This is a genomic window from Leptolyngbya sp. CALU 1928, assembly GCF_056784215.1.
This window is the reverse complement of record NZ_JBXBCE010000002.1, coordinates 360479-380806: the sequence shown is the minus strand read 5'-3', so window position 1 is coordinate 380806 and position 20328 is coordinate 360479. Positions and strand designations below refer to the sequence as shown.

Annotated in this window: 16 protein-coding genes; 5 read left to right on the top strand and 11 right to left on the bottom strand. The window is 50.4% G+C overall.

Features of this window, described 5'->3' with window-relative positions; genetic code table 11:
• Nucleotides 1-811: 811 nt before the first annotated feature.
• From AC1S5B_RS17580 to AC1S5B_RS17560, 5 genes are all read right to left on the bottom strand, one after another.
• Complete coding sequence (locus AC1S5B_RS17580; protein ID WP_482036999.1) at nt 812-3382, bottom strand: GAF domain-containing protein; 2571 nt, start codon at nt 3380-3382, stop codon at nt 812-814.
• Between the two features lie 53 nt (nt 3383-3435).
• Nucleotides 3436-3837, bottom strand: a complete 402-nt coding sequence (locus AC1S5B_RS17575) for a response regulator (protein ID WP_482036998.1) — start codon at nt 3835-3837, stop codon at nt 3436-3438.
• A gap of 87 nt (nt 3838-3924) precedes the next feature.
• The gene (locus tag AC1S5B_RS17570) at nt 3925-4305 is read right to left on the bottom strand and encodes a response regulator (protein WP_482036997.1); all 381 of its coding nucleotides are present in this window, start codon (nt 4303-4305) and stop codon (nt 3925-3927) included.
• Nucleotides 4281-7370, bottom strand: a complete 3090-nt coding sequence (locus tag AC1S5B_RS17565; RefSeq protein ID WP_482036996.1) for a PAS domain S-box protein — start codon at nt 7368-7370, stop codon at nt 4281-4283. Before AC1S5B_RS17565 ends, AC1S5B_RS17570 begins: the two co-directional genes overlap by 25 nt.
• A 15-nt stretch (nt 7371-7385) precedes the next feature.
• Nucleotides 7386-9215: a response regulator gene (locus tag AC1S5B_RS17560; protein ID WP_482036995.1), complete on the bottom strand. Its 1830-nt coding sequence runs from the start codon at nt 9213-9215 to the stop codon at nt 7386-7388.
• Nucleotides 9216-9815: 600 nt separating this feature from the next.
• Here AC1S5B_RS17560 and AC1S5B_RS17555 point away from each other — a divergent pair.
• The 3 genes from AC1S5B_RS17555 (at nt 9816) to AC1S5B_RS17545 (ending at nt 11554) form a co-directional block, all read left to right on the top strand.
• Nucleotides 9816-10581, top strand: a protein-coding gene (locus AC1S5B_RS17555; RefSeq protein WP_482036994.1) for an IS1 family transposase whose coding sequence is annotated in 2 segments (ribosomal slippage) — nt 9816-10073 and nt 10075-10581 — 765 coding nt in all. Because the reading frame shifts where the segments join, the coding sequence is not laid out codon by codon here.
• Between the two features lie 5 nt (nt 10582-10586).
• The gene (locus AC1S5B_RS17550) at nt 10587-11105 is read left to right on the top strand and encodes a WD40 repeat domain-containing protein (RefSeq protein ID WP_482037107.1); all 519 of its coding nucleotides are present in this window, start codon (nt 10587-10589) and stop codon (nt 11103-11105) included.
• A gap of 59 nt (nt 11106-11164) precedes the next feature.
• A complete protein-coding gene (locus tag AC1S5B_RS17545; RefSeq protein WP_482036993.1) occupies nt 11165-11554 on the top strand; it encodes a hypothetical protein in 390 nt (129 codons plus the stop codon).
• Nucleotides 11555-11649: 95 nt separating this feature from the next.
• On the opposite strand, the gene AC1S5B_RS17540 is transcribed toward AC1S5B_RS17545, so the two are convergent.
• Together AC1S5B_RS17540 and AC1S5B_RS17535 are read right to left on the bottom strand one after the other, a co-directional pair.
• Nucleotides 11650-12111, bottom strand: coding sequence for a hypothetical protein (locus tag AC1S5B_RS17540; protein WP_482036992.1), 462 nt, complete (start codon nt 12109-12111; stop codon nt 11650-11652).
• A 132-nt stretch (nt 12112-12243) separates the two neighbouring features.
• On the bottom strand, nt 12244-12663 hold the full coding sequence (locus AC1S5B_RS17535) for a hypothetical protein (protein ID WP_482036991.1): 420 nt from the start codon (nt 12661-12663) through the stop codon (nt 12244-12246).
• Between the two features lie 430 nt (nt 12664-13093).
• Between AC1S5B_RS17535 and AC1S5B_RS17530 the strand changes: the two genes are divergently transcribed.
• Complete coding sequence (locus AC1S5B_RS17530; protein ID WP_482036990.1) at nt 13094-14761, top strand: hypothetical protein; 1668 nt, start codon at nt 13094-13096, stop codon at nt 14759-14761.
• Here the strand turns inward: AC1S5B_RS17530 and AC1S5B_RS17525 are convergent.
• The 4 genes from AC1S5B_RS17525 to AC1S5B_RS17510 all read right to left on the bottom strand — a co-directional run bounded on the left by AC1S5B_RS17525 (nt 14738) and on the right by AC1S5B_RS17510 (nt 18284).
• Nucleotides 14738-15301, bottom strand: a complete 564-nt coding sequence (locus tag AC1S5B_RS17525) for a Uma2 family endonuclease (protein WP_482036989.1) — start codon at nt 15299-15301, stop codon at nt 14738-14740. The genes AC1S5B_RS17530 and AC1S5B_RS17525 overlap by 24 nt on opposite strands.
• A 110-nt stretch (nt 15302-15411) precedes the next feature.
• Entirely contained in the window at nt 15412-16347 is a 936-nt protein-coding gene (locus tag AC1S5B_RS17520) for an Rpn family recombination-promoting nuclease/putative transposase (RefSeq protein WP_482036988.1), read from the bottom strand.
• A 120-nt stretch (nt 16348-16467) separates the two neighbouring features.
• The gene (locus AC1S5B_RS17515) at nt 16468-17562 is read right to left on the bottom strand and encodes a sensor histidine kinase (RefSeq protein ID WP_482036987.1); all 1095 of its coding nucleotides are present in this window, start codon (nt 17560-17562) and stop codon (nt 16468-16470) included.
• Between the two features lie 17 nt (nt 17563-17579).
• Nucleotides 17580-18284 (bottom strand): response regulator, encoded by a 705-nt coding sequence (locus tag AC1S5B_RS17510; protein ID WP_482036986.1) that lies wholly within the window; start codon nt 18282-18284, stop codon nt 17580-17582.
• A 128-nt stretch (nt 18285-18412) separates the two neighbouring features.
• Between AC1S5B_RS17510 and AC1S5B_RS17505 the strand changes: the two genes are divergently transcribed.
• A complete protein-coding gene (locus AC1S5B_RS17505; protein ID WP_482036985.1) occupies nt 18413-20284 on the top strand; it encodes a hypothetical protein in 1872 nt (623 codons plus the stop codon).
• Nucleotides 20285-20328: the final 44 nt, after the last annotated feature.

Here is a 20328-nt window from a genome sequence, read left to right as displayed (position 1 = left end):
TTTTATATCGGAGCCATATGTAATTTTACCGATCCGGTTCCTTAATATTTTTCTAGAATTTAGGATGAAAGTATAGACATGAGCAAAACTCATTTTTTTGATCTTAGTTTAACTAGAAAAATTGGTGATATAAGGGCATCAAAACTTTTATATAAAAAAGGATAAGTATCACGCTGATATTCATCCTTTTAATTCAATTATATTTGGCTCTATTTAGCTTAGTAAATAAGACTATTATGGTGCGTATCCTTTAAAGTTATGTCTGCAATTTATGCCTTATTAAGTCTCCCAGGGTATATGAAATTAACGAGGCTGATCAATTAAACTCCTGGCAAATATATGCTGATATGGATAGAGGTAAAATCCGAAAAAGCAAGAAATAAAGAAGCTTACTTTTGCAATTCAAGCGACCTACCTTGTGAGAAGTAAGCTCCATTTTCAATCTCTTTTCTCAAGCTGGCAGAAGGAGAAGTGAAATCGATATTTCTACACAACTGGAAAGAGCCTACGGAATCACGTAGTGATGGAGCGACTGGGTTCTGGTAGGGAGTCTCTATTAGGGCGGGCATTTCTTGCCAGCAATGGCGGCAAAACCAATACATCTGTTGTTGACGAATGTGACGCCGCAAGGGGGTGAGAGCAACACAGGCAGAGAGGCATGATTTGATCGCTTCCGCAAAGCGAGGCAGTGAATAGAGAAACGATCGCTGGGAGCAACCGCTTTTCCATGCCTCCAAGTTAGAGAAAAAGTTTGAGGAAACTTTGAAGTCAGGCATCTCTGTGCACAATACTTTTTGATCCAAAATCGGTCTCAAGCCTTGAGTTGCTGCTGTAGGACAAGGAGTAACTCTGGGGCAGTAAAAGGCTTTAACAAGCAGTGATCAACCTGAAGCCCCATCTCGGCAAGGGCTTCACGGGTGGTTAACCCACTGGTAGCGACAATTTTAAGCTGCGGATTGATGGCTTGCAGAGTGCGAATTGCGGTGGCTCCATCCATGGTAGGCATCATGATGTTCATGAGCGCGAGCTGGATATCATCTTGATGCTGAGTGTAGAGGGCGATCGCTTCAATCCCATTACTCGCGGTGAACACTTGATACCCATGGGCTTCTAGCATCGTTTTGGTTGCCTCCCGAATAGCGTCTTCATCATCTGCCAGCAAAATCCACTCTCCTGACCCATGGAGAGGTGCTGCGATGAACGATGACTGCTGTTCGCTGGCTGGTACTGCTGGCAAATACACTTTGAACTGAGTGCCGCTCCCTACATGGCTGGCGACCGTCATAAACCCATGATGGTTTTTGACAATCGTCATCACGGTAGACAACCCCAAACCTGTACCCTGACCCACTGCTTTGGTGGTGAAGAAAGGGTCAAAGATCCGATCGAGAACGTCTGACGCTATGCCTGAGCCTGTATCAGTAATCGTGAGCATGATACAAGCGCCTGCCTGCGCGCCCCAATTAAGGCGGGCATCCTGTGCTTCAAGCTCACAATTCTCAGCGCTGATGCGGAGTAGCCCCCCGTTGGGCATAGCATCACGGGCATTGACACACAGATTCATGAGAACTTGATGCATCTGGGTCACATCGCCCCAAATCGTCCATAGCTCATTCGGCACATCGGTCATGACATTGATGGCTTTCGGAAAGGTTTCCTCAGCAATGTGTTTGATTTCATGAATGAGATGTTTCATTTCTAGAAGCGATCGCTCGCCTTCGGTGCCGCGGGCAAAGGTCAGCACTTGCTTCACCAAACTTGCGCCCCGTCTGGCACTGACATCAATCACCTCCAGCCATTGCTGGCGTTTAGCACTTTCCGGCTGCATTTCTAACAGTGGTACCGCCATCAGGATGGGTGCCAGCACATTATTCAAATCATGGGCAATCCCACTTGCCAGGGTGCCAATGCTTTCCAAGCGCTGAGTGCGGAGAAACTGCCGTTCCAGCAGCGTTTTCTGCGTAATGTCCGTGTTCACAATCAAAAAGGCTTTGGGTTGCCCATTGGGGTGGCGTACCAGGCTCCAACGGCTGGCAACAATCACTTCCTGCTGAGCCTTTGTGAGTTGGGTCAATTCGCCCTGCCAAGCTCCGTGGAAAAGGACGATCTGGTAGATGTCTTCCAACTGGGAGGATGGCTCTCGATACAACACTTCAGTCGCAGATCGACCAGACACTTCTTCGCTTGACCAGCCGTATAACCGTTCTGCCCCGTGATTCCAGAAGGTAATCTGATGGTTGAGATCCCGCACGACGATAGCATCAGTCGCGACATCCAGCAGCATTGCCTGCTCCCGCAGTTGGGCTTGCGTGTGGATGCGGTCTGCGAGTTCAGTTTGCACTTGTTGATAGAGGGAGGCTTGGTGAAGGGCGATCGCCACCTGATCTGCCAGTAGTTTCAGCAATTGAATTTCGTCTTCAGACCATTGGCGCGGCTGGGCGCATTGATGGGCAATCAACAAGCCCCACAGATGCCCCGTTTGAAGAATGGGCACGACCAGATTTGCCCGCACATCGAACTGTTTAAGATACTCGGCATAGCAGGGCTGAATGCTACCGTCGTTGATATCGGCAACGGCACTGATGCGCCCCTCAAAATATTTCTGGATATAGTTGGCTTGGAAACAGGGATCAACCAAATTTCTTCCTAGAATCGCCTGCCAGTGGGTATCGACCGACTCTTGCACCACGTATCCTGAACCATCTGACTTGAGTTGAAACAGCAACACCCGATCGGTCTGCAACACTTGACGGATTTCCGTGACAGTCGTGGCCAGGATCGTGTCAAGATCGAGAGATTGGCGAATGCGTTCCGTCACCACTCGCACTAACTTTTCTTGCTGAACTTTTTGCTGTAAGTGACGTTCGCTTGCTTGCAATACCGCCAAATGGCGACGAAACTCCAACTGGCTAACCACTTGGCGACTGAGCACTTGCAGTGCTTGCATTTGTTCAGAGCTGAGTTGACGAGATACTCGATCAATCACGCAGAGCGTACCGATGCGATAGTGGTCTGGGGTCGTTAACGGGATGCCCGCATAAAACCGGATGTTGGGGTCGCCAGTTACCAGCGGGTTGGTCGCAAAGCGCTCATCCAGGAGCGTATCTTGCACAACCAGGGGGTCTGCCTGCAAAATTGTGTGACTGCAAAAAGCGATCGCGAGCGGTGTTTCCGAGACCGTTAAGCCGACTCTCGACTTAAACCATTGTCGATCGCGATCGATGAGAGAAACCAGGGCGATTGGAGTCCCGCAAAGTTGAGCCGCCAACTGGGTTAAATCGTCATAAGCAGCTTCAGCGGCTGTATCTAGAATCTGATAACGGGCGAGTGCTTCTAATCTGGCAAGGTCATGGGCGCTGTACTCAGATGGTTGCAGACTCATAGGGACCCTTAAATGCTCGTCTTCCAATGGTTGTACCTGAGTCCTATAGAAATTCACAGACCGTCCTCTTGTTGCTCTAACGCCCAACCGAGCAAGTCGGCTACTTGCTCAACCAAATCAAATGGATCAAAGGGTTTGGCGATAGCGCCTACAGCTCCCAAAGCAACACAACCACCGGGGTCAGTAAAGTCACTCGCGATCGTCAGCAGCACGACAGGAATCGCTTCTGTGGTCGGATCTACTTTCAACTGGCGCAGCAGCGTAATGCCATCGATATCAGGCATCAGCACATCCAACACGATCGCATCGGGCTTTTTTGCCAGAGCTTGCTCTAAGCCTGCTTTGCCAGAATTAGCCGTGATCACTGTCCACCCAGCCAACTCCTCAAAGCAGCTTTGAACCACTTCCTGCACTGCCGCTTCATCGTCAATGACTAAAATTTGTTTGGTGGACACTCGCTGACTCTTTGAGATGAATTTGACTTCATCCTAGAGAAAGAGTTTGAAGAAACTTTGAAGTCCGTCATGAATCATGGCTGACCGTCACAGCGTCCACTCAAACACTGCTGCTACTTGATCTGCCAGAGCGATCGGGTCAAAGGGCTTCAAAATCACCCCTGCAACACCTGTTTGAGCAAAGGCCGCCCGGTCTTCTGGTTGCACTCTAGCAGTTAGCAGCACGACAGGAATCTTCTGCGTCATGGCATTTGCTTGCAACTGCCGCAGTACCGTGAACCCATCCATACCGGGCATCGAAACATCCAACAAAATTCCATCAGGCAGGGCAGTCTGAGCCACCTGCAAGCCCTCGATGCCTGATGCTGCTATGAGGACTTCCATGTCGCCCAACTCTTCCAGGCAACCCTGAATGACTTCTAGAATGACTGTCTCATCATCAATTACGAGTATCCGTTTGGCTGGCATTGTGTCCCCTTTGCTCCTGCGTCCTCTTCTACCATCGGCCATGTGAAGTAAAACGTACTTCCTTCTCCTAAACGGCTCTCGACCCAAATGCGTCCGTTGTGCTGCTCAATCATTTTGCGACAGATCGCCAGACCGAGTCCGGTGCCGCCCTTATCACGAGAATCAGACGCATCAACTTGCTGAAAACGCTCAAAAACAGTTTCTAGCTTGTCTGAAGGAATCCCCCGCCCCAGATCTTTGACGGCGAACCGGACGGAGGGATAAGAGTCGGGTGCTTCTCTCATCCCTGTGCCCTCCGCTTGAAGCACTGGCTCTACGCTTAACCAAATTTGTCCACAGATCGGCGAGAATTTGATGGCGTTGCTCAACAAGTTGGTGAGAATCTGGATCATGGCATCGGGGGCTGCCCAAACGGCGATCGGTAGGGGCGCAACGTTGAGGTGAACCTGGTGCTCTTCGGCATAGGTTCGCATCGCGTCAGCCGCTTGCTGCATCAGGGCAGCGGCATCGCAGGCTTGCAGGGCTAGTTTCATGCTGCCGGATTCTAGCCGTTGCAGGTCGAGGATGTCGTTGACCAGGCGCACCAGGCGATCGCTCTGTTCAGCGGCAATTTCAATCATGCGGTGTTTTTTGTCGGGCTTTTTATCATAGACTCCCCGCAGAATTAAGCCCAGCGAGCCGCGAATGGCAGTGAGCGGGGTGCGGAGTTCGTGACTCACGATGGAGATAAATTCATTCTTCATCCGATCGAGCGTGCGTTGCTGGGTGATATCACGAGCAATTTTGGACGCACCGACAATGGTGCCTTTGGCATCTCTTACGGGTGAAAGCGTGAGCGCAATGTCAATTATTGTGCCGTCTTTGCGCCGCCGCACAGTTTCGTATTGCTGAATCGACTCTCCCTGGCGGACCTGGGTTAAGAGCTGTACTTCTTCACCCAGTCGATCTGCGGGAATGATCAACCCAATGGATTGACCGATCGCCTCTGCGGCTGAGTAGCCAAACAGTCTCTCGGCGCTGGCATTCCAGCTTACGACCACGCCATCCAGCGTTTTGCTGATGATGGCATCTTGGGAGGAGGCAATAATAGCGGCTAAGCGAGCTTGAGCGGCTTCGGCTTGTTTGCGATCGCTGATGTCTCGCAGAATAGCCGTAAAAATTCGTTCGTTGCCCAGCGTCAAGCGAGAAATTGAGGCTTCGGCAGGAAACTCACTGCCGTCTTTGCGGCGACCGGAAAGCTCACTGCGCTCTCCCATTGGTCGAGCAACGTCAGGTGCTTCCGTAAAACCGCTGACATGACGCGGATGGCTTTGAGCAAAACGTTCTGGTAAAAGCAGGCTCAACGGCTGACCCATGACTGCTGCTGCTGCATAGCCAAAAATCTTCTCAGCTCCTTTGTTAAATAAGGTGATTTGTTGCTGTGCATCAATCGAGATAATGGCATCATTCGCAATGTCTACAATACCAGCGAACCTTGACTGGGATGCGATTAAGGCTGCCTCAGTGCGTTTGCGATCGCTGATTTCCACCACAATCACGCCGATCGCTCTGACTGCATTGGTTTCATCCAAAATCGGAAAGTAAGAGGCTAACCAATGCCGCATGAGTCCAGGTTGACTCGGTACGTCGCCAGAAACTTCTAAATTGAGAATGGGCTGTCCCGTGGCAAGGACGCGGTGAAATAAGGGTTCAACAATGGGTGCCAGTTGGGGCAAAATCTCGGCAACGGTGCGACCAAGATGCTTTTCTACAGGCTGCCCATTAATGGCAGCAAGGGTTTCATTGATTTGCAGAAAGCGCAGATCGTGGTCATGAATGCAGAGACCGATCGCCGCCGAAGACGCAGCGTCGAAAAAGCTGTTGAGGAGCGTATTTGATTGTTGGAGTTCAAAGGTACGTTCCGCAACCCGTTTTTCCAGATCAGCATTGAGCTGCTTGATTTCTGCTGCTGCTCGCTTCTGCTCAGTAATATCGCGTGTGATGGCGAGCACCTGCGTGGTTGCTTCACCAGGAAAGTGTAACGGCACAGCATGGGACTCTAACCAACAGTGAGTGCCCCGGAAGCCAATCATTTCAAACTCTAAGGTGCCTGGTTTGCCCTCAGCGACCTGACGGATGAACGCTAGAAATGACTGTTGGTGGGCAGGGGCAATGAGTGGACAGACATTCTGCCCACGTACTTGCTCTAGACGATCGGCTTCGATCATGGCAAGTCCCGCAGGATTCATCTGCTCTAACACACCGTCGGCTGAGACAATCTTGACGCATTCGGGTTCAGCCTCAAAAATGGCGCGGAGTTGCTGTTCACTGCGAGTAAGCGCCATTTCCGACTGTTTCCGCTGGTCAATATTCATCATCGTGCCGGACATTTGCACCGCTTGACCGGCTTCGTTATAGGTTGCCTGCCCTCTACCTTCCAGCCAATGCACGCTGCCATCTGCCCAGATCACGCGATACTCATGCTGATAAAGGGTATGGTGCTGCAGCGCTTGCTGGATTGCCTCGCTGACCTTGGTGCGATCGTCTGGATGCAGCCGAGCCTCAAAGGTTTCATATCGACCGTCGAAGCTGCCGAGAGCGAAGCCAAACAATTGTTCATGCTCTGGCGACCAAGCAATGTCCCCGGTGACAAGATCCCAATCCCATAACCCCATCTGGGCAGCGGCTAATGCCATTTGCAGGCGATCGCGGCTCTCCTGGATTGACTGCTGACTGAGTTGCTTAATCGTGGCTTTGCTTTGCTGTAAATTGCTGTTGAGCAGGTTGAGGACAAAGGACACCAGCGCAAAGACTCCCAGTCGGATGATATCGGTAGGATCAGCCGTTGTGAGCTGGTAAAGGGGCGGTATGAAAAAATAGTTGATGGCTAGAGTCGAGAGGACGATCGTCACCATGCCTGGTCGAAAGCCACCATACAAGGTAGTTACCATCACAGCAATATAAAAGAATGCGCCAATAGTGCGCTCCAGGAAGGGCTGTAGCCACAAGGAAAGTAGGATCGCGACCACTGTAGAAGCAATCGCTACCCCATAAGGAGCCAATCGACGGTCGATCGTAGAACGCATAGATATTCCCCGCTGCTACTCAGTTTGAAACCCGCTGCGCTTTAAGCGGTGGATGATGCGCGTGGCTAGCTCTGTAGCCGTCATGGCTTTACTCAGGTAGTCGTCAGCCCCAGCGGTGAAGGCGCGATCGATCGCCGCCGCTGCGGTATGTGCAGAGAGAAACAAAATCGGCAACCGCTGCCACTGAGGGTCACTCCGCACTGCCTGACATAGCTCCACGCCATGGAAATCTGGCATTTCTAAATCTAGCAACAGTAGGTTAGGAGTAGTGGTTGTCAGCACCTGCCAGAACTGGTGAGGGTCACTCAAGCCAGTGACCTCTACCCCAAAGGGTTGCAGTAAGTGCGTCAGGTTGGCTGCGATCGCGTCATCATCATCCACCACCAACACCCGGTTGGAATGCGGCACCTGCGTTTGATGCAACACATCCGTCACGGCTTTCAGAATTTCATAGATTGGCAGTGGTTTTTGTAAGAAGACACAGCCTCCCAACCGTACCACCTCTAAGCGGCTGGCTAAATCGCCCTGCCCCGTGAATGCCAGTACTGGAATTTTGGGCGATCGCTGCATCAATTCCCGCAGCAGCATCAACCCATTCTCCGCACCCGGAAAATTCAAGTCCAGCAGAATCACATTGGGGGGAGACTGGGCGATCGCTTTGCGGGCAACGGTTAAATCTGTCGCAACTTCGACTCGCAGCCCCCAGGCGATCGCTTCTATCCTGACCCGTTCTGCCAACATCAGGTCATCATCAATGATTAAAATTAACGGCGCGTAGGCGCTTGACTCTACCGTTGAAGGGGTCGGCTGAGGCTGCTCCAGCATCTGCCGCAACGATGCCGACAGCTTGGCGATGTGCTGCACCTGTACATCCGTCAATGTCACCGTTGGTTGCAGCAACACCTCCAACGCTTGCGCCAACTGCGACCCAGCCATGAAACCAAAGATACCGAGCGATCCAGCTAATTTATGCGCCTCCTGTTGGGCATGTTGTCGCTCTTTTGGGCTGAGTTGAGCGATCGTTAAGGCTTGTGCCGCTGTCTCTATGACGATGACCTGTGCCAAAATCTTGTCCCGATACTTGTCCCAGACTCTAGAAGTTATTGTCACAGCCGTTTGAAGAGCGACTTCCCGTTGCTTCCCCGTGAAGGTTAAAGCGGGGGGGGGTACCGACTGAGCGGGCGTTCTGAGTCGATAGCCCAAGCCGTAAACCGTCTCAATTAAGTCTGCGGCACCTGCCGCTTTCAGTTTTTGGCGCAAACATTTAATATGAGTGCTGACGGTTTCTTCTCCCGGCGGTTCGGCAAAATCCCACAGGCGATCGAGCAGCGCACTACGGCTAAAAATGCGTTTGGGATTGAGCAAGAATAGTTCCAGCAGACAATATTCTTTGTGGGTGAGCCTCACTGACTCGCCATTACAGGTGACTTCGTTACTGACCGTATCAAGCTGCACATTTTCCCAGGTCAAAACCGAGATGGTAGCAGCGTCCCGTCGTAATAAGGCACGCACACGCGCCAGTAGCTCTGGTGGATCGAAGGGCTTGACTACATAATCATTGGCTCCTGCATCTAGCCCCATAACGCGCTCATGACTACTAGCGTTAGCCGTCAACAGTAAAATTGGGCACTGGTCACCCTCTGCCCGTAACTGCTTGCAGACACTCAATCCATCCAATTTGGGCAGTGTTACATCTAGCAGAATTAAGTCATAAGTAAATTCTCTGGCTAACTCTAGCCCCATTTGTCCATCCGTTGCCCGGTTAACCAAGTAATGTTGAGCAATCAGCAGCTCAGCCAGCATTGAACTTGTAGGTTGGTCGTCTTCAATTAGCAGGATTTTCATAGACGATCGTGGGTTTCGGAAGCTAGCACGGCCTTATGACGTACTACTTAGATCTCAAGTATTCCCGCCTGGATGGGCGATCGTCCATCCAGGCTTAGTTTAGCAGTGGAAAAGCAGCCTCTAGGCTAAAAACTCTATTACATAAGGTTTTTTAGCAGTTTTTTCGTTTGAGTCTCCGTAGGTTTGGACTGTCCACTTTTAACCCTCATTGGGGTATGACACCGTTCATGGCAATTAATTACCACATTGGCTGAAACCTTCTTCTAGGGACAGTTTCAGACTGTGATTTTGGCTATCTTAGACAACGTTGATAAACAAAAGCATCTGTGAGGGAAGGGTAACGGTACTTGATTGATAACTTCTGCTCATCTTCTTTTTGACAGTACCTCATTGCGAACCCAGCAATGAGTCAACGATAAGATCTGACTTTGGAGTCTTTAAAGCTTATGAGATTACGCTTGTAGTATAGGATTTTGAATTGAATCATACTACAGTTGTAGATCCTCGTCTCAGAATTAGTTGGTAGTGTTCTAGACAAGGGGATGAGAATTAGGGAGAATCAGAGAACTCAAATAAGTTAGATGAACCGAAAAAACTGCGATGGTACTTGAACCTGTACATTGTCCTGCATGCAACAGCACGAACATCGTTAAACACGGCAAGACGGCTGAAGGCAAACAACGCTATAAATGCCGCAACTCCGAATGCCCTCGTCACAGTTTTGTTTTGGAGTATTCTTACCGAGGCTACTTACCCAGCGTGAAGCAACAGATTTGCGATATGGCGATGAACGGCAGTGGAATTCGAGATACGGCGCGTGTGCTCAAGATTAGCCCCACTACGGTGATTGAAGCATTAAAAAAAAGATCGTCATCTTGAACAGGTGAATCAAGCACTATTAGAACAACTCAAGCCAACGGCTGTGACCATGGTCAAACAGGTTGAAGAAGCTGAAGCAGACGAGATGTGGAGTTTTATCCAATCCAAAAAACAGCAGCGCTGGTTGTGGCACGCGATTGATCATGAAACTGGGCAAGTATTGGCGTATGTGTTGGCAGACCACAAAGACCAAGCGTTGGTGGAGTTGAAAGCCTTGTTAGAGCCATTTGGCATTCAAACGTTTTACACCGACGGCTGGGGAGCCTATGCTCGGTTGCTGGATGAAAATCAGCATCAAGTTGGCAAGTGGAACACCCAAAAAATTGAGCGGAAACACTTAACCTTACGAACTCGAATCAAGCGTACGCCCTTGGCGGAGCGAAGCTCTATAGCTCGCAAGACGATTTGCTTCTCTAAGTCCGAGTGGCTGCATGATGTCGTGATTGGATTGTTTATCAATCGCTATGAATTTGGACGTGCGGTTTGACCATAGTGCCCCCATGTCTAGAACACTACCTGCAAACCTTAGCAGGGCATTGCAGTCTCATCTGGTGTGTGGCATTTAATGGGAAGGGTTCCCTGTTGGCAAGCAGCAGTGCCGATACCACTGTGCGCCTGTGGGATGGAACCACCGGAGAAGCTTTGCAAACCCTGAAAGGTCATACCAATGCAGTCTGGTCGGTGGCATTCAGCCCCACTGCACCGCTGCTGGCAAGCACGGGCACTGATCGCACCGTCCGTCTGTGGGATCTGCAAACGGGAGAGTGTCTGGCGGTGATGGAGGGTCACACGGAACTAGTCTGGTCGGTGGCATTCAGCCCCGATGGGCAGACGATCGCCACCAGCAGTAGTGACGAAACCCTGCGCCTATGGTCGGTGGAAACGATGCAATGTGTTGCAACCCTGCGCTGCGATCGTCCTTATGAACGCATGAACATCACCGATGTCACGGGCATCAGTGAGGCACAAAAATCGGTTCTAAAAACTTTGGGTGCTATTGAAACGGTCTGAGCCTATGTCCTGCATTGATGTCCTGTTAATCCATCCGCCTTACCATCGTCGGGCAGGGAGTGGGATTATTCCCCCGATCGGGCTTGCCTACATTGCTGCTGCCCTGGAACAGCACGGCTTTTCCGTCGCCATTCTGGACTGTGCTCTCGATTGTAGCTCCCAATCTTCAGCAGGATTGGCTCAGTTTCGTCGCGATCGCCCACACGTCCCTCACTTTTGTTTCCAAAGCGGCACTCAAAAAAGGCATTCCTGATCAACTGGGCTTGCAGAAAACAGCGATCGCCGTCTCCCATATCCGCCAACTGACCAAGCGCGACATGAAGCTCAACGATGCCCTACCCCACATGGAAGTAGCCTCCGAAACCTACGAAGTCCGCGCCGATGGGGAGTTCCTCACCTGTGAACCCGCCACCGTCCTGCCCATGGCTCAACGCTACTTCCTGTTCTAGTCACTGTGGAAGCACAACCGAAGGATCACGAAATGGGCTGAAGCCAACCGCCAATAGCTTACGTGCTTTGTTCGTAGACTTGGGGATACTTCTTGCTAGTTGCAGCCCAATGTGGAGACTGTGTAAGTGTTGCCAATCGCCCGCAACCCACCAACGCTCACATTCACCTGATAAGGAGTAGCGCTTCTTCTCGCGGCACCTTGAATGTTGTAAGGCTTCCCTTCGACTAATTTGATCGTCCGGGTGAAAGCGTTATCTGCCGTGTCGTTATTGTATTTTAGAGACATGGCAACATCATATTCGCCACCATTTTTGGGGACAATTCGGGCAACATACCGCCTAAAACTTTGGCTACTGGGCACCACAAAATCAGTACTCCAATTGCTGCGAGTAATTCCAGTGCCGGGAGGAGAAACTGATTTCTGTACTAGAGTACTGGTGCCGTCCACAACAGGCAAAGCGGTACAGCTTTGGGCTTTAGCGGGAATATCGGAAAAGATTACCCCACCCAACAGACTGGCAACGCCAGCGATCGCAATTGTTTTCAACTGACTCATTTGGGTCGCCTCCGCGAATCTTATGCTTCTCTAATATTCTCAGTGCTGATTTAATTTACATCCCTAAAAAGAGAGAGATTTCGCCATTCATCCGTTTTAGGGTGTTGTCAGAAACTTTCAATCTAATTAAAGTTATGCATTAACTGAACGCATCAAGAATTCGGGCAAGTCGTACAGGTGATCTACATCAAGTAATCCCTCATTAAGTAATCCCTCATTTGTTACTTTAGAGAGAGAATTTGAGATGAGGACGGTCACGTCTGCGGGAGAGGGATTGGAGCGATTCGGAACGTATTCATCCAGTCCATTAACTGATGTAACCCGCGCTTGAGTCCAGGAACGGTAAAACACCTGCAACCAGCCTTCTAACCATCCCCAACACCAATACGGTTGAAGCAGTAGTCGTAAATTGTTCAACGCACTCTTCCAGTGAGTTCCTGGTTCCGACTGCGAGTGCTGAGTGAACCGCAGTGGCTGTGCTGTGGCATCGGCAACGATTGTGTTTACGGTGTTTCGCTGTGGATGCTTGAATTGACCCGTATGAATACTCACGAGCAAATACGCACTGAACACTCACTCCCACCATCGCTCAATGCTGGTGTAGCCAGTCAAGAGGTATCCACAGGTCTAGATCATCACCGCCAATCGCAGGCGGAAGAATGTTTCTGCGGCGATCGATCAAGCTGAGCGATATGCTAAGGGTTTTCAGGCGGGTGCTGGGGTTGAGTCGATTGGCGGCTCATGGGGTGGGTTCCATGCCTCCTTTGTTCTTGCCACGAATGAGCGACCTTATCTCAAACAGAGTGAAACGGAAAGCGGCATCTGGTTTCGGGATGTGCGTAGACCCACCAGCCACCATCGCGCCTTAGATGGCTGGAAAACGCCCGATGGGTTTTTCTTCTTAACCTTTCACAACTGGGTGTTGGGTATCAGGTAGCGGGTGTCAGGTGTTAAATGGCTGGTGATTACGGAGGATAATTTGATGGCTAGGTCGGTTGGCACGATTCAGTTTGATACGACGATCGCCCAGGCTCAGGAGATTCTGCTTGGTTCTGGCGAGGCTGATCTAATAATTCTGGATCAATTGGGCGATCGCGTCGGGTCTATCTCTCGCCGCGATCTGGATACCGCTGCTCACTATGGCTTTGGTCATGCAGCCGTTATTGAACATAGGACAGTTTGGTATCAATCCGAGCCACAGGCTGGTAACGTGACGCATTTCCGCTCTTTTCTACAGTCGCGCCTAGCTCCTGATCTGTGGCATCTGTTAAAGAGTGCGACAACCGCCGCAGAGGAGCGGGGATGGCGGCTTTTTTTGGTGGGTGGTGCAGTCCGAGATTTGCTGCTTGATTCACGGATTAATGTGAACACTCTGTTGATTGAGGATATTGATCTCGTGGTAGATGGCGGTGATCAAATTGCTGAAGCGGGGGCGGGTGTGGAACTAGCGAGATCGCTCCAAGTTCAGTATCCGCAAGCGCGGCTAGAAATTCACACCAAATTTCAAACGGCGGCGTTGCTTTGGCAAAATGATCCGGTTTTCAACTCGTTGGGGGTGGATGTTGCGACTGCGCGGACGGAGGTTTATCCTTATCCGGCGGCAAACCCTGTCGTCAAGGCGGGTTCCATTCAACAAGATTTGTATCGACGGGATTTTACGATGAACGCGCTGGCAATTTGTTTAACTCAGTCGCGGGACGAGGATTTGCTAGATTTTTTTGGTGGCAGGCTTGATTTGCAGACTCGACAAATTCGGGTGCTTCATGCCAACAGCTTTATTGAAGACCCCACCCGGATTTATCGAGCCGTTCGGTTTGCCGTGCGGCTGGACTTTACGATCGAACCACAAACGGAGCAGTTAATTCGCTATGCGATCGCCAGTGGCATCTTTCAGCAAGTTCGTGATCCTGCCAATCCTAACTTTCACGCTGCTACCCCTGCTTTGCAAACTCGCCTCAAAGCTGAACTGAAGTATATTTTGCAAGCTCCCTACTGGCTCCCCGCTTTACATCAACTAGCGGATCTAGGGGCGCTGACCTGTATTCATCCCAGCTTGAAAGCCGACGCGAACTTGTGGCGACAACTGCGGCGACAACTGCGGCGCGGGGAAACCGCAATAAAAATGTTGAATGTCGAATGCGGAATATCGAATTCTAATCCTCTACCTGCTTGGCTATTTCGGTTAGAAATTCTGTTGGCTCACTTGCCGCTTGAGCATCGAGCAGAGGTTGCGGCAGAGTTGCAGTTGCCTGTGGAAACCTGCGATCGCCTAAAAAACTTGGCGGCGGCTGAAGTGCATCTTTCAACCGCGTTATCCAACGGTTCGCTCCCGAGTCAAATTGTGCAGGTGCTAAAGCTTTATGATGTGCCAATGCTAGTGCTATTGGCAGTTCGCAGCGTAGGCGAAGACCTCCAAAGGACTCACGTCCTGCGGAAAACTATCTGGCGCTACTTAAGTGACTGGTCACTGATCAAGCCGCCGCTTAATGGTAAGGAACTAAAGGCACTGGGCTATGAACCCGGCAGTCAGTTTAAGCAAATTTTAGAGGCGCTAACCCATGCCACGTTAGATGGAGAAATTCGCGATCGCGCTGAGGCAGAAGTGTTTTTACAACAAAACTTCCCTCTATTCCTCAAGCCAACTGAATAGTTGACCAATCGTGAGTATAGAGGGTTCGGCAAAAGCTGGAACAGGGATGCGCTCACTTGTTTCTTCAAAGACGGCAATAGTGCGATCGGCAAAATAGACAAACACCAGTTCTTCCTCTGGGTCAATCAACCAGCCCATCTGAGTACCGTGGGCAAGACAATGAAGAATGTTGCGAACGACTTTAGTTTGGCTTTGGTCGGGGGAAAGAATTTCAATTGTCCAGTCAGGTGCAATTAGAAAGGCGTTGGATACTTTGCCATCGTCATCGCGGGGAATGCGTTCCCAGGTAAACACCGCAACATCGGGGACGACGGATCTACCACCAAAAGTACAGCGCAGTTCAGTATAGGCACGGGCGATCCGCTGGGGTTTGAGCGCCAAGTTAATGCTTGCACCCAGGTCAAGCTGAACTGAACTATGTTTTCCTTGAGGCATGGGCTTCTGGATGATTTGACCATCGATGAACTCGCTGGCAGGTTTGGTTTCTGGCAGCTTTAGGAATTCATCCAAAGTGACTGGTTTAGCAGGAGTTTGAACCATTGCTGTAAAGATTAAAGATGGGTTTATTGCACTGCGCTGGCTAGGAAGTTGATTTTAAGGGAACATGGGGGCTAGGACAGAGGGTCAGGGTGCAACTACCGCGATCGCGCCTACTGATTTTCTTGTAGCCAAATGCCTAAGTCAGTGATTTCCCTAAAATCTAGCAAGACTTCGCCCAGTGCTTCGAGTTGAAGAACTGACAATACTTCGATTTGCGATCGCATCGTATCGGGAATCTCACCCAGTTTCCGAGTTAGAAGGCGGAGAATCAGCGATCGCGCTCCCTGCTCAATTCCCTGCTCAATTCCCTGCTCAATTCCCTGCTCAATTCCCTGCTCCATCCAACTGGTAACAATTTGCATTACGCCCTCCCGTTCGCCTACTTCTAGCTTACCAAGCTCCTCCTGAAACCTAGCCTCTTCTTGCTGATTCAGCCGTAGGTATGCATCCACAAATCCTGAAATCAATCGTATTCTAGCTGGGTCTAACCGCAACGTTGCCAGCAAGCGGAGGCATTCCGCCTTCACCTTGGCACGATCTCCCGGTGCAATCTGCATCTTGCTCATTAATGCCGCTGCTACTGGATTTGGTTGATCAAGAAAGTCACGCCAATTCAAGCGATTCAGTTGAATTGACCGAAAGCGAAACTCTAGCACTCTTAAATTTGGGAACTCAACCTGGTAAGTATCCTGTTCAGCTCGATAAGGCTGCTCAAACGAAAACACCACGATTGGATAGATATCCTTGAGATGCCGCTGATGCAGCCGTGCAAAGTAATGAAACATCCTGCGATTAAAATTGGCTTGACTGGATGCTTGGGCTTCAACGTGAACAAGAAAGGTCGCGTCTCGACCTGCCTGCTTCACCTCAACTAATAGATCAATGACTTTCTCCTCACCCTCGACTAAATCTGCAAAATACTCCTGTTGCAGAAAGACAATCGAATTAGGATCAATCGTGCTGGCAATTTCGGGAATGAATAGCTCTAGAAAGTCAATGAAAAAGGTGGAGAGCAACTCTTTAAACAGGCGGTCATGGTCAATCATAAGCAGGACATAAAATAGTTCACACGTCCTATAGGAAGGAGATCGCGCGTTTAGATATTTTTTCTTAGGTAGTCACCCTGATAGCGATCGCGGCTTTTGAGTGCAGAAAAATCAGACGCTTCAGGCGATCGGCAACGAGAATCGAAAGCTACTGCCTTTTCCAAGTTCACTGGTTGCTTCGATCGTGCCGCCTTGTAGTTCAACTAGCCGCTTTGAAATGGCAAGTCCAATGCCGCTACCGCCAGAAGCGCGATCGCGCGATCGATCTGCCCGCCAAAAGCGCTCAAAGACATGGGGCAAATCATTTTCTGCAATGCCCAGCCCGGTATCTTCCACTGCCACCCAAACCTTCTTCGCCTCGCTCCAAGCGCGCACTGTAATAAAACCGTCGGTTGTATAGCGCAAAGCGTTTCCCAGCAAGTTCACCAGAATTTGTTCTACTCGTTCTGAGTCAGCTTTGACTAGAGGAAGATTATCGGCACAATCGAGCGTCAGCAAAGGACCCTCCTCCAGCAGTTGATCCGAAAATTTTTCCACCATCGCCACTAGCAAGGGGCGGAGATTGAGCTTTTCAGGTTGAATCGGCAAGTATCCAGCTTCAGCTTGAGACAGTTCTTGCAGCGCATTCACCAAGCGGCGCAGTCGGGCGGTTTCTTTGGCAAGCCGCTGATACATATCCACTGTGGGGTCAACCGTGCCATCTGCCAGCCCTTCCAGATAGCCTTCCAAGACCGTCAGGGGTGTGCGGAGTTCGTGGGTTAGGTCACCTACCAGATCTCGACGGCGCTGCTCCACGCCTTCCAGGTTTGCCGCCATGTGGTTAAAACTCAGTGCCAAACGGCTCAACTCAGGAATTTCGCTGTCGGGCAGGCGTTCTTCCAGTTTGCCAGCTGCAACTTGCTGAGTCACCTGCTCCATTTGAATTAGCGGCTTTGTAATCCGTCTGGCAACTAGATAACTCAAGCCTCCGGCTGTGGATGCTCCGACTAGGACTGACCAAAACGCCCCTTTGCTCCAAGCAACTTCAAAGCCATCTACTAATTTTTGCCGACCTCGCACCAAGTTGACTCCGCCGCCAAGTTGTATCGTCTCCAGTTGGATTACAAAGAACTTGAGAGAGTAGAGCTTGCCCACGGCTACCAGGGTGCTTAAGCCCACAATCATGACAACGAGATGGGAGAGAAAAAGGCGCGATCGCAGCCCAAGTTTATCCATTGGTTTAGCCATAGATTTTAGGACGCACCGTCTTCAAATTTATACCCCACACCAATCACCGTTTTGACAAAGGTTGGATTTGCTGGATCGGGTTCAATCTTTTTTCGTAGACGGGCAATGTGCGTATCCACCACGCGCTCATCCCCAAAAAAGTCACTGCCCCACAGTTTATCGATCAATTGGGTGCGGTTCCATACGCGCCCCGGATAGCTCATGAACGTGGTGAGCAAATCAAATTCCAGCGTGGTCAAATCTAAGGGTTCTAGAGTTCCCTCTAAGCTACGCTGTGCCGATCGCTGATCCACATCCACTACAAAATGCGACGTTCGATAAGACTCAGTTTGCCCCCCTTGGCGCAAGGTTCGCCTGAGCAATGCCCGCACTCGTGCCACTAGCTCCTTGGGGCTAAACGGCTTCACCATATAATCATCGGCTCCCGTAGATAAGCCAATAATGCGATCGAGTTCTTCTCCCCGTGCCGTCAACATCAAAATATAGGGATCTTTGACACCCGGTTTTTGGCGAATTCGGGCGCACACTTCCAAGCCATCCAATCCTGGAATCATTAAATCCAAAATGATTAAATCTGGTCTTTGCTCTTGAAACACTTGCAGCGCATTGATCCCATCACGACAAACGCGACAGCTAAATCCCTCTTTTTCTAAATAAAGCTGGATCAATTGAGCAATTTCAGGCTCGTCTTCAACAATCAGGATTTCCATAAGAAGTGCGGGTTTCGGGTTTTGGGTTTCGGGTTTCGGGTTTTGGATTTCGGGTTCTTCTCTGATATCTGACCCCTGACACCTAGCCCCTGTTTCACCCATTTTGCCTTGATACAGATAACGATTCTGTGACGGGTCTGTTAATTAACGATGACTGGGACGGATTAGCGATTAGGATAGAAGCCACAGATTTATTTGAGTGTTGCATGGACGCTGGGTTGCAGCAAGATAGATTGAAGCGAATTGCCCAAACGCTGCAAGAGCAGTTACAACCGCGATCGCCATCGATTCCCTTGCAAGTACAATGTGCGCTGAAGGATAGCTTGATGGTGCTGGTGCAGCATCCACCCGGCAACACGCCCAATCCGCAGCAGGTATTTGAAACGCTGGAGCAATCTATTTTAGAGTTGCCGAACGAGTTGACTGCGCCCATCGTGGAGGCAAAAGGTGGCAAGGTCAAGCTATTTTTGCGGGTGTTGGGACAACAAAAACCTTATGCCTATCACACGATTGAGTTTGTGCCAGGGTTGCTTCAGTTTGACCCCGAAGCGCTGTTTAAACCGTCAGAGTTTAGCGCAACTCCTGTAGGAGTGGACACAACTAAACTTGTTGCAGAAGAACCGGAATTGGTTGAAGAGAGTCCTGATGAGCTAGGCACATTAGCGGTGTACGAGGGAGCCTTTGACTTAGAGGATAGCAGTCTTCTCGTTGAAAATGATGCGAATGAACGGGCAGACAGGCGGCAAAGCGATCGCCGATTTGCCCTTCCGCCTTGGTTTTGGTTGAGTATTGGGGGAGTCGCGACGGTCATATTAGTTGGGGGCAGTGTATTTGCGCTGACTCGCCCTTGTGTGATTGGAAGTTGTCCCTCGCTGCAACAGGCTCAAACGTTGGTTCAGCGATCGGCTCAAACGACGCGATCGGGTGGATCATCGCAACAATCGACAGCAGATCTACTGGAAGCACAGCGGTTGGCGAGTGCAATTCCGCCTTGGTCTAGCTATTACGGGGAAGCGCAGGCATTTAAACAGCGCTTGAATCAGGTCTTGGCGGCAGAAACCAAGGCAGCAACCGCAACTCAGAAGGCGGAATCTGCGGCTCAACCGATCGCCGAGTGGCAGTTGACTCAATCCTTGTGGAAAGACGCGATCGCCCAGATGTCAGCCGTTCCTAAAGATAGTCCTGTCTATGCGTTTTCTCAGGAACGATTGATCACCTATCGCGCCAACTTGCTATTTGCCGATCAGCGGATTAAAGCGGAACAAGATGCCCAGCAGCGATTAGCTACGGCGAAGAAGACCGCAGGACTAGCGGAAGTGCGGCAAAACACAGCCCAGCAGCTAGCCGAGTGGCAATTAGCGCAATCAACCTGGCAAGTGGCGCTCAACAACTTGACGCAGATTCCCCAAGGCACCATGAGCCAGCCGGAAGCCCAGCAGTTAATGGAAAGCTATACCCAAAAGCTGAAAGCAGTAGGCGATCGCGCCACCAAAGAGCAGCTAGCCGCCAAAGTTTACGCCCAAGCCCAGAGTGCCGCGCAACGGGCTAAAACTCTACAGCAGCAAAATCAATGGTCGCAAGCCGTCTCCGCTTGGCAATCAGCCCTAGCTGCCGCCAAACAGATTCCCAATGACAGCTTGTTGACGGATGAAGCGCAAACCTTGATGACAACCTATACCGGATCTTTAAAACAAGCTGAAAGTGTGGCACGAGTGCGATCAGATTTAGAAAGAATTTGCACATCGGAGGAGAAAATTTGCGATTATACAATTACCAACACCGTCATTGATGTCCGCTTTAGTCCCAGCTATGAGCGTCGGGTTCGCACTTTGGGAGGACTCAGCAGCTTTTCGGGGGATGCAGAAGCGCTCTACAAAATCGACAAGCATCTAGCGTCTTTGCGAACTGCGCTTCAAACCGTCTGCACAAACTCCGGGGTACCGATGGCGGTCTACAACTCGGATAATGAGCAGATTGGCTCTTTAATACCGGGAGGATAAGGGCTATGGAAAGTTTTAAGTTTTGAATTTTAAGTCTCTACTGT

Bases quoted from the DNA above. Each gene is read 5' to 3' on its own strand.
- AC1S5B_RS17580 (WP_482036999.1), bottom strand. From the start codon at position 3,382: ATGAGTCTGCAACCATCTGAGTACAGCGCCCATGACCTTGCCAGATTA.
- AC1S5B_RS17570 (WP_482036997.1), bottom strand. From the start codon at position 4,305: ATGCCAGCCAAACGGATACTCGTAATTGATGATGAGACAGTCATTCTA.
- AC1S5B_RS17565 (WP_482036996.1), bottom strand. From the start codon at position 7,370: ATGCGTTCTACGATCGACCGTCGATTGGCTCCTTATGGGGTAGCGATT.
- AC1S5B_RS17560 (WP_482036995.1), bottom strand. From the start codon at position 9,215: ATGAAAATCCTGCTAATTGAAGACGACCAACCTACAAGTTCAATGCTG.
- AC1S5B_RS17540 (WP_482036992.1), bottom strand. From the start codon at position 12,111: ATGAGTCAGTTGAAAACAATTGCGATCGCTGGCGTTGCCAGTCTGTTG.
- AC1S5B_RS17530 (WP_482036990.1), top strand. From the start codon at position 13,094: ATGGCTAGGTCGGTTGGCACGATTCAGTTTGATACGACGATCGCCCAG.
- AC1S5B_RS17525 (WP_482036989.1), bottom strand. From the start codon at position 15,301: ATGGTTCAAACTCCTGCTAAACCAGTCACTTTGGATGAATTCCTAAAG.
- AC1S5B_RS17520 (WP_482036988.1), bottom strand. From the start codon at position 16,347: ATGATTGACCATGACCGCCTGTTTAAAGAGTTGCTCTCCACCTTTTTC.
- AC1S5B_RS17515 (WP_482036987.1), bottom strand. From the start codon at position 17,562: ATGGATAAACTTGGGCTGCGATCGCGCCTTTTTCTCTCCCATCTCGTT.
- AC1S5B_RS17510 (WP_482036986.1), bottom strand. From the start codon at position 18,284: ATGGAAATCCTGATTGTTGAAGACGAGCCTGAAATTGCTCAATTGATC.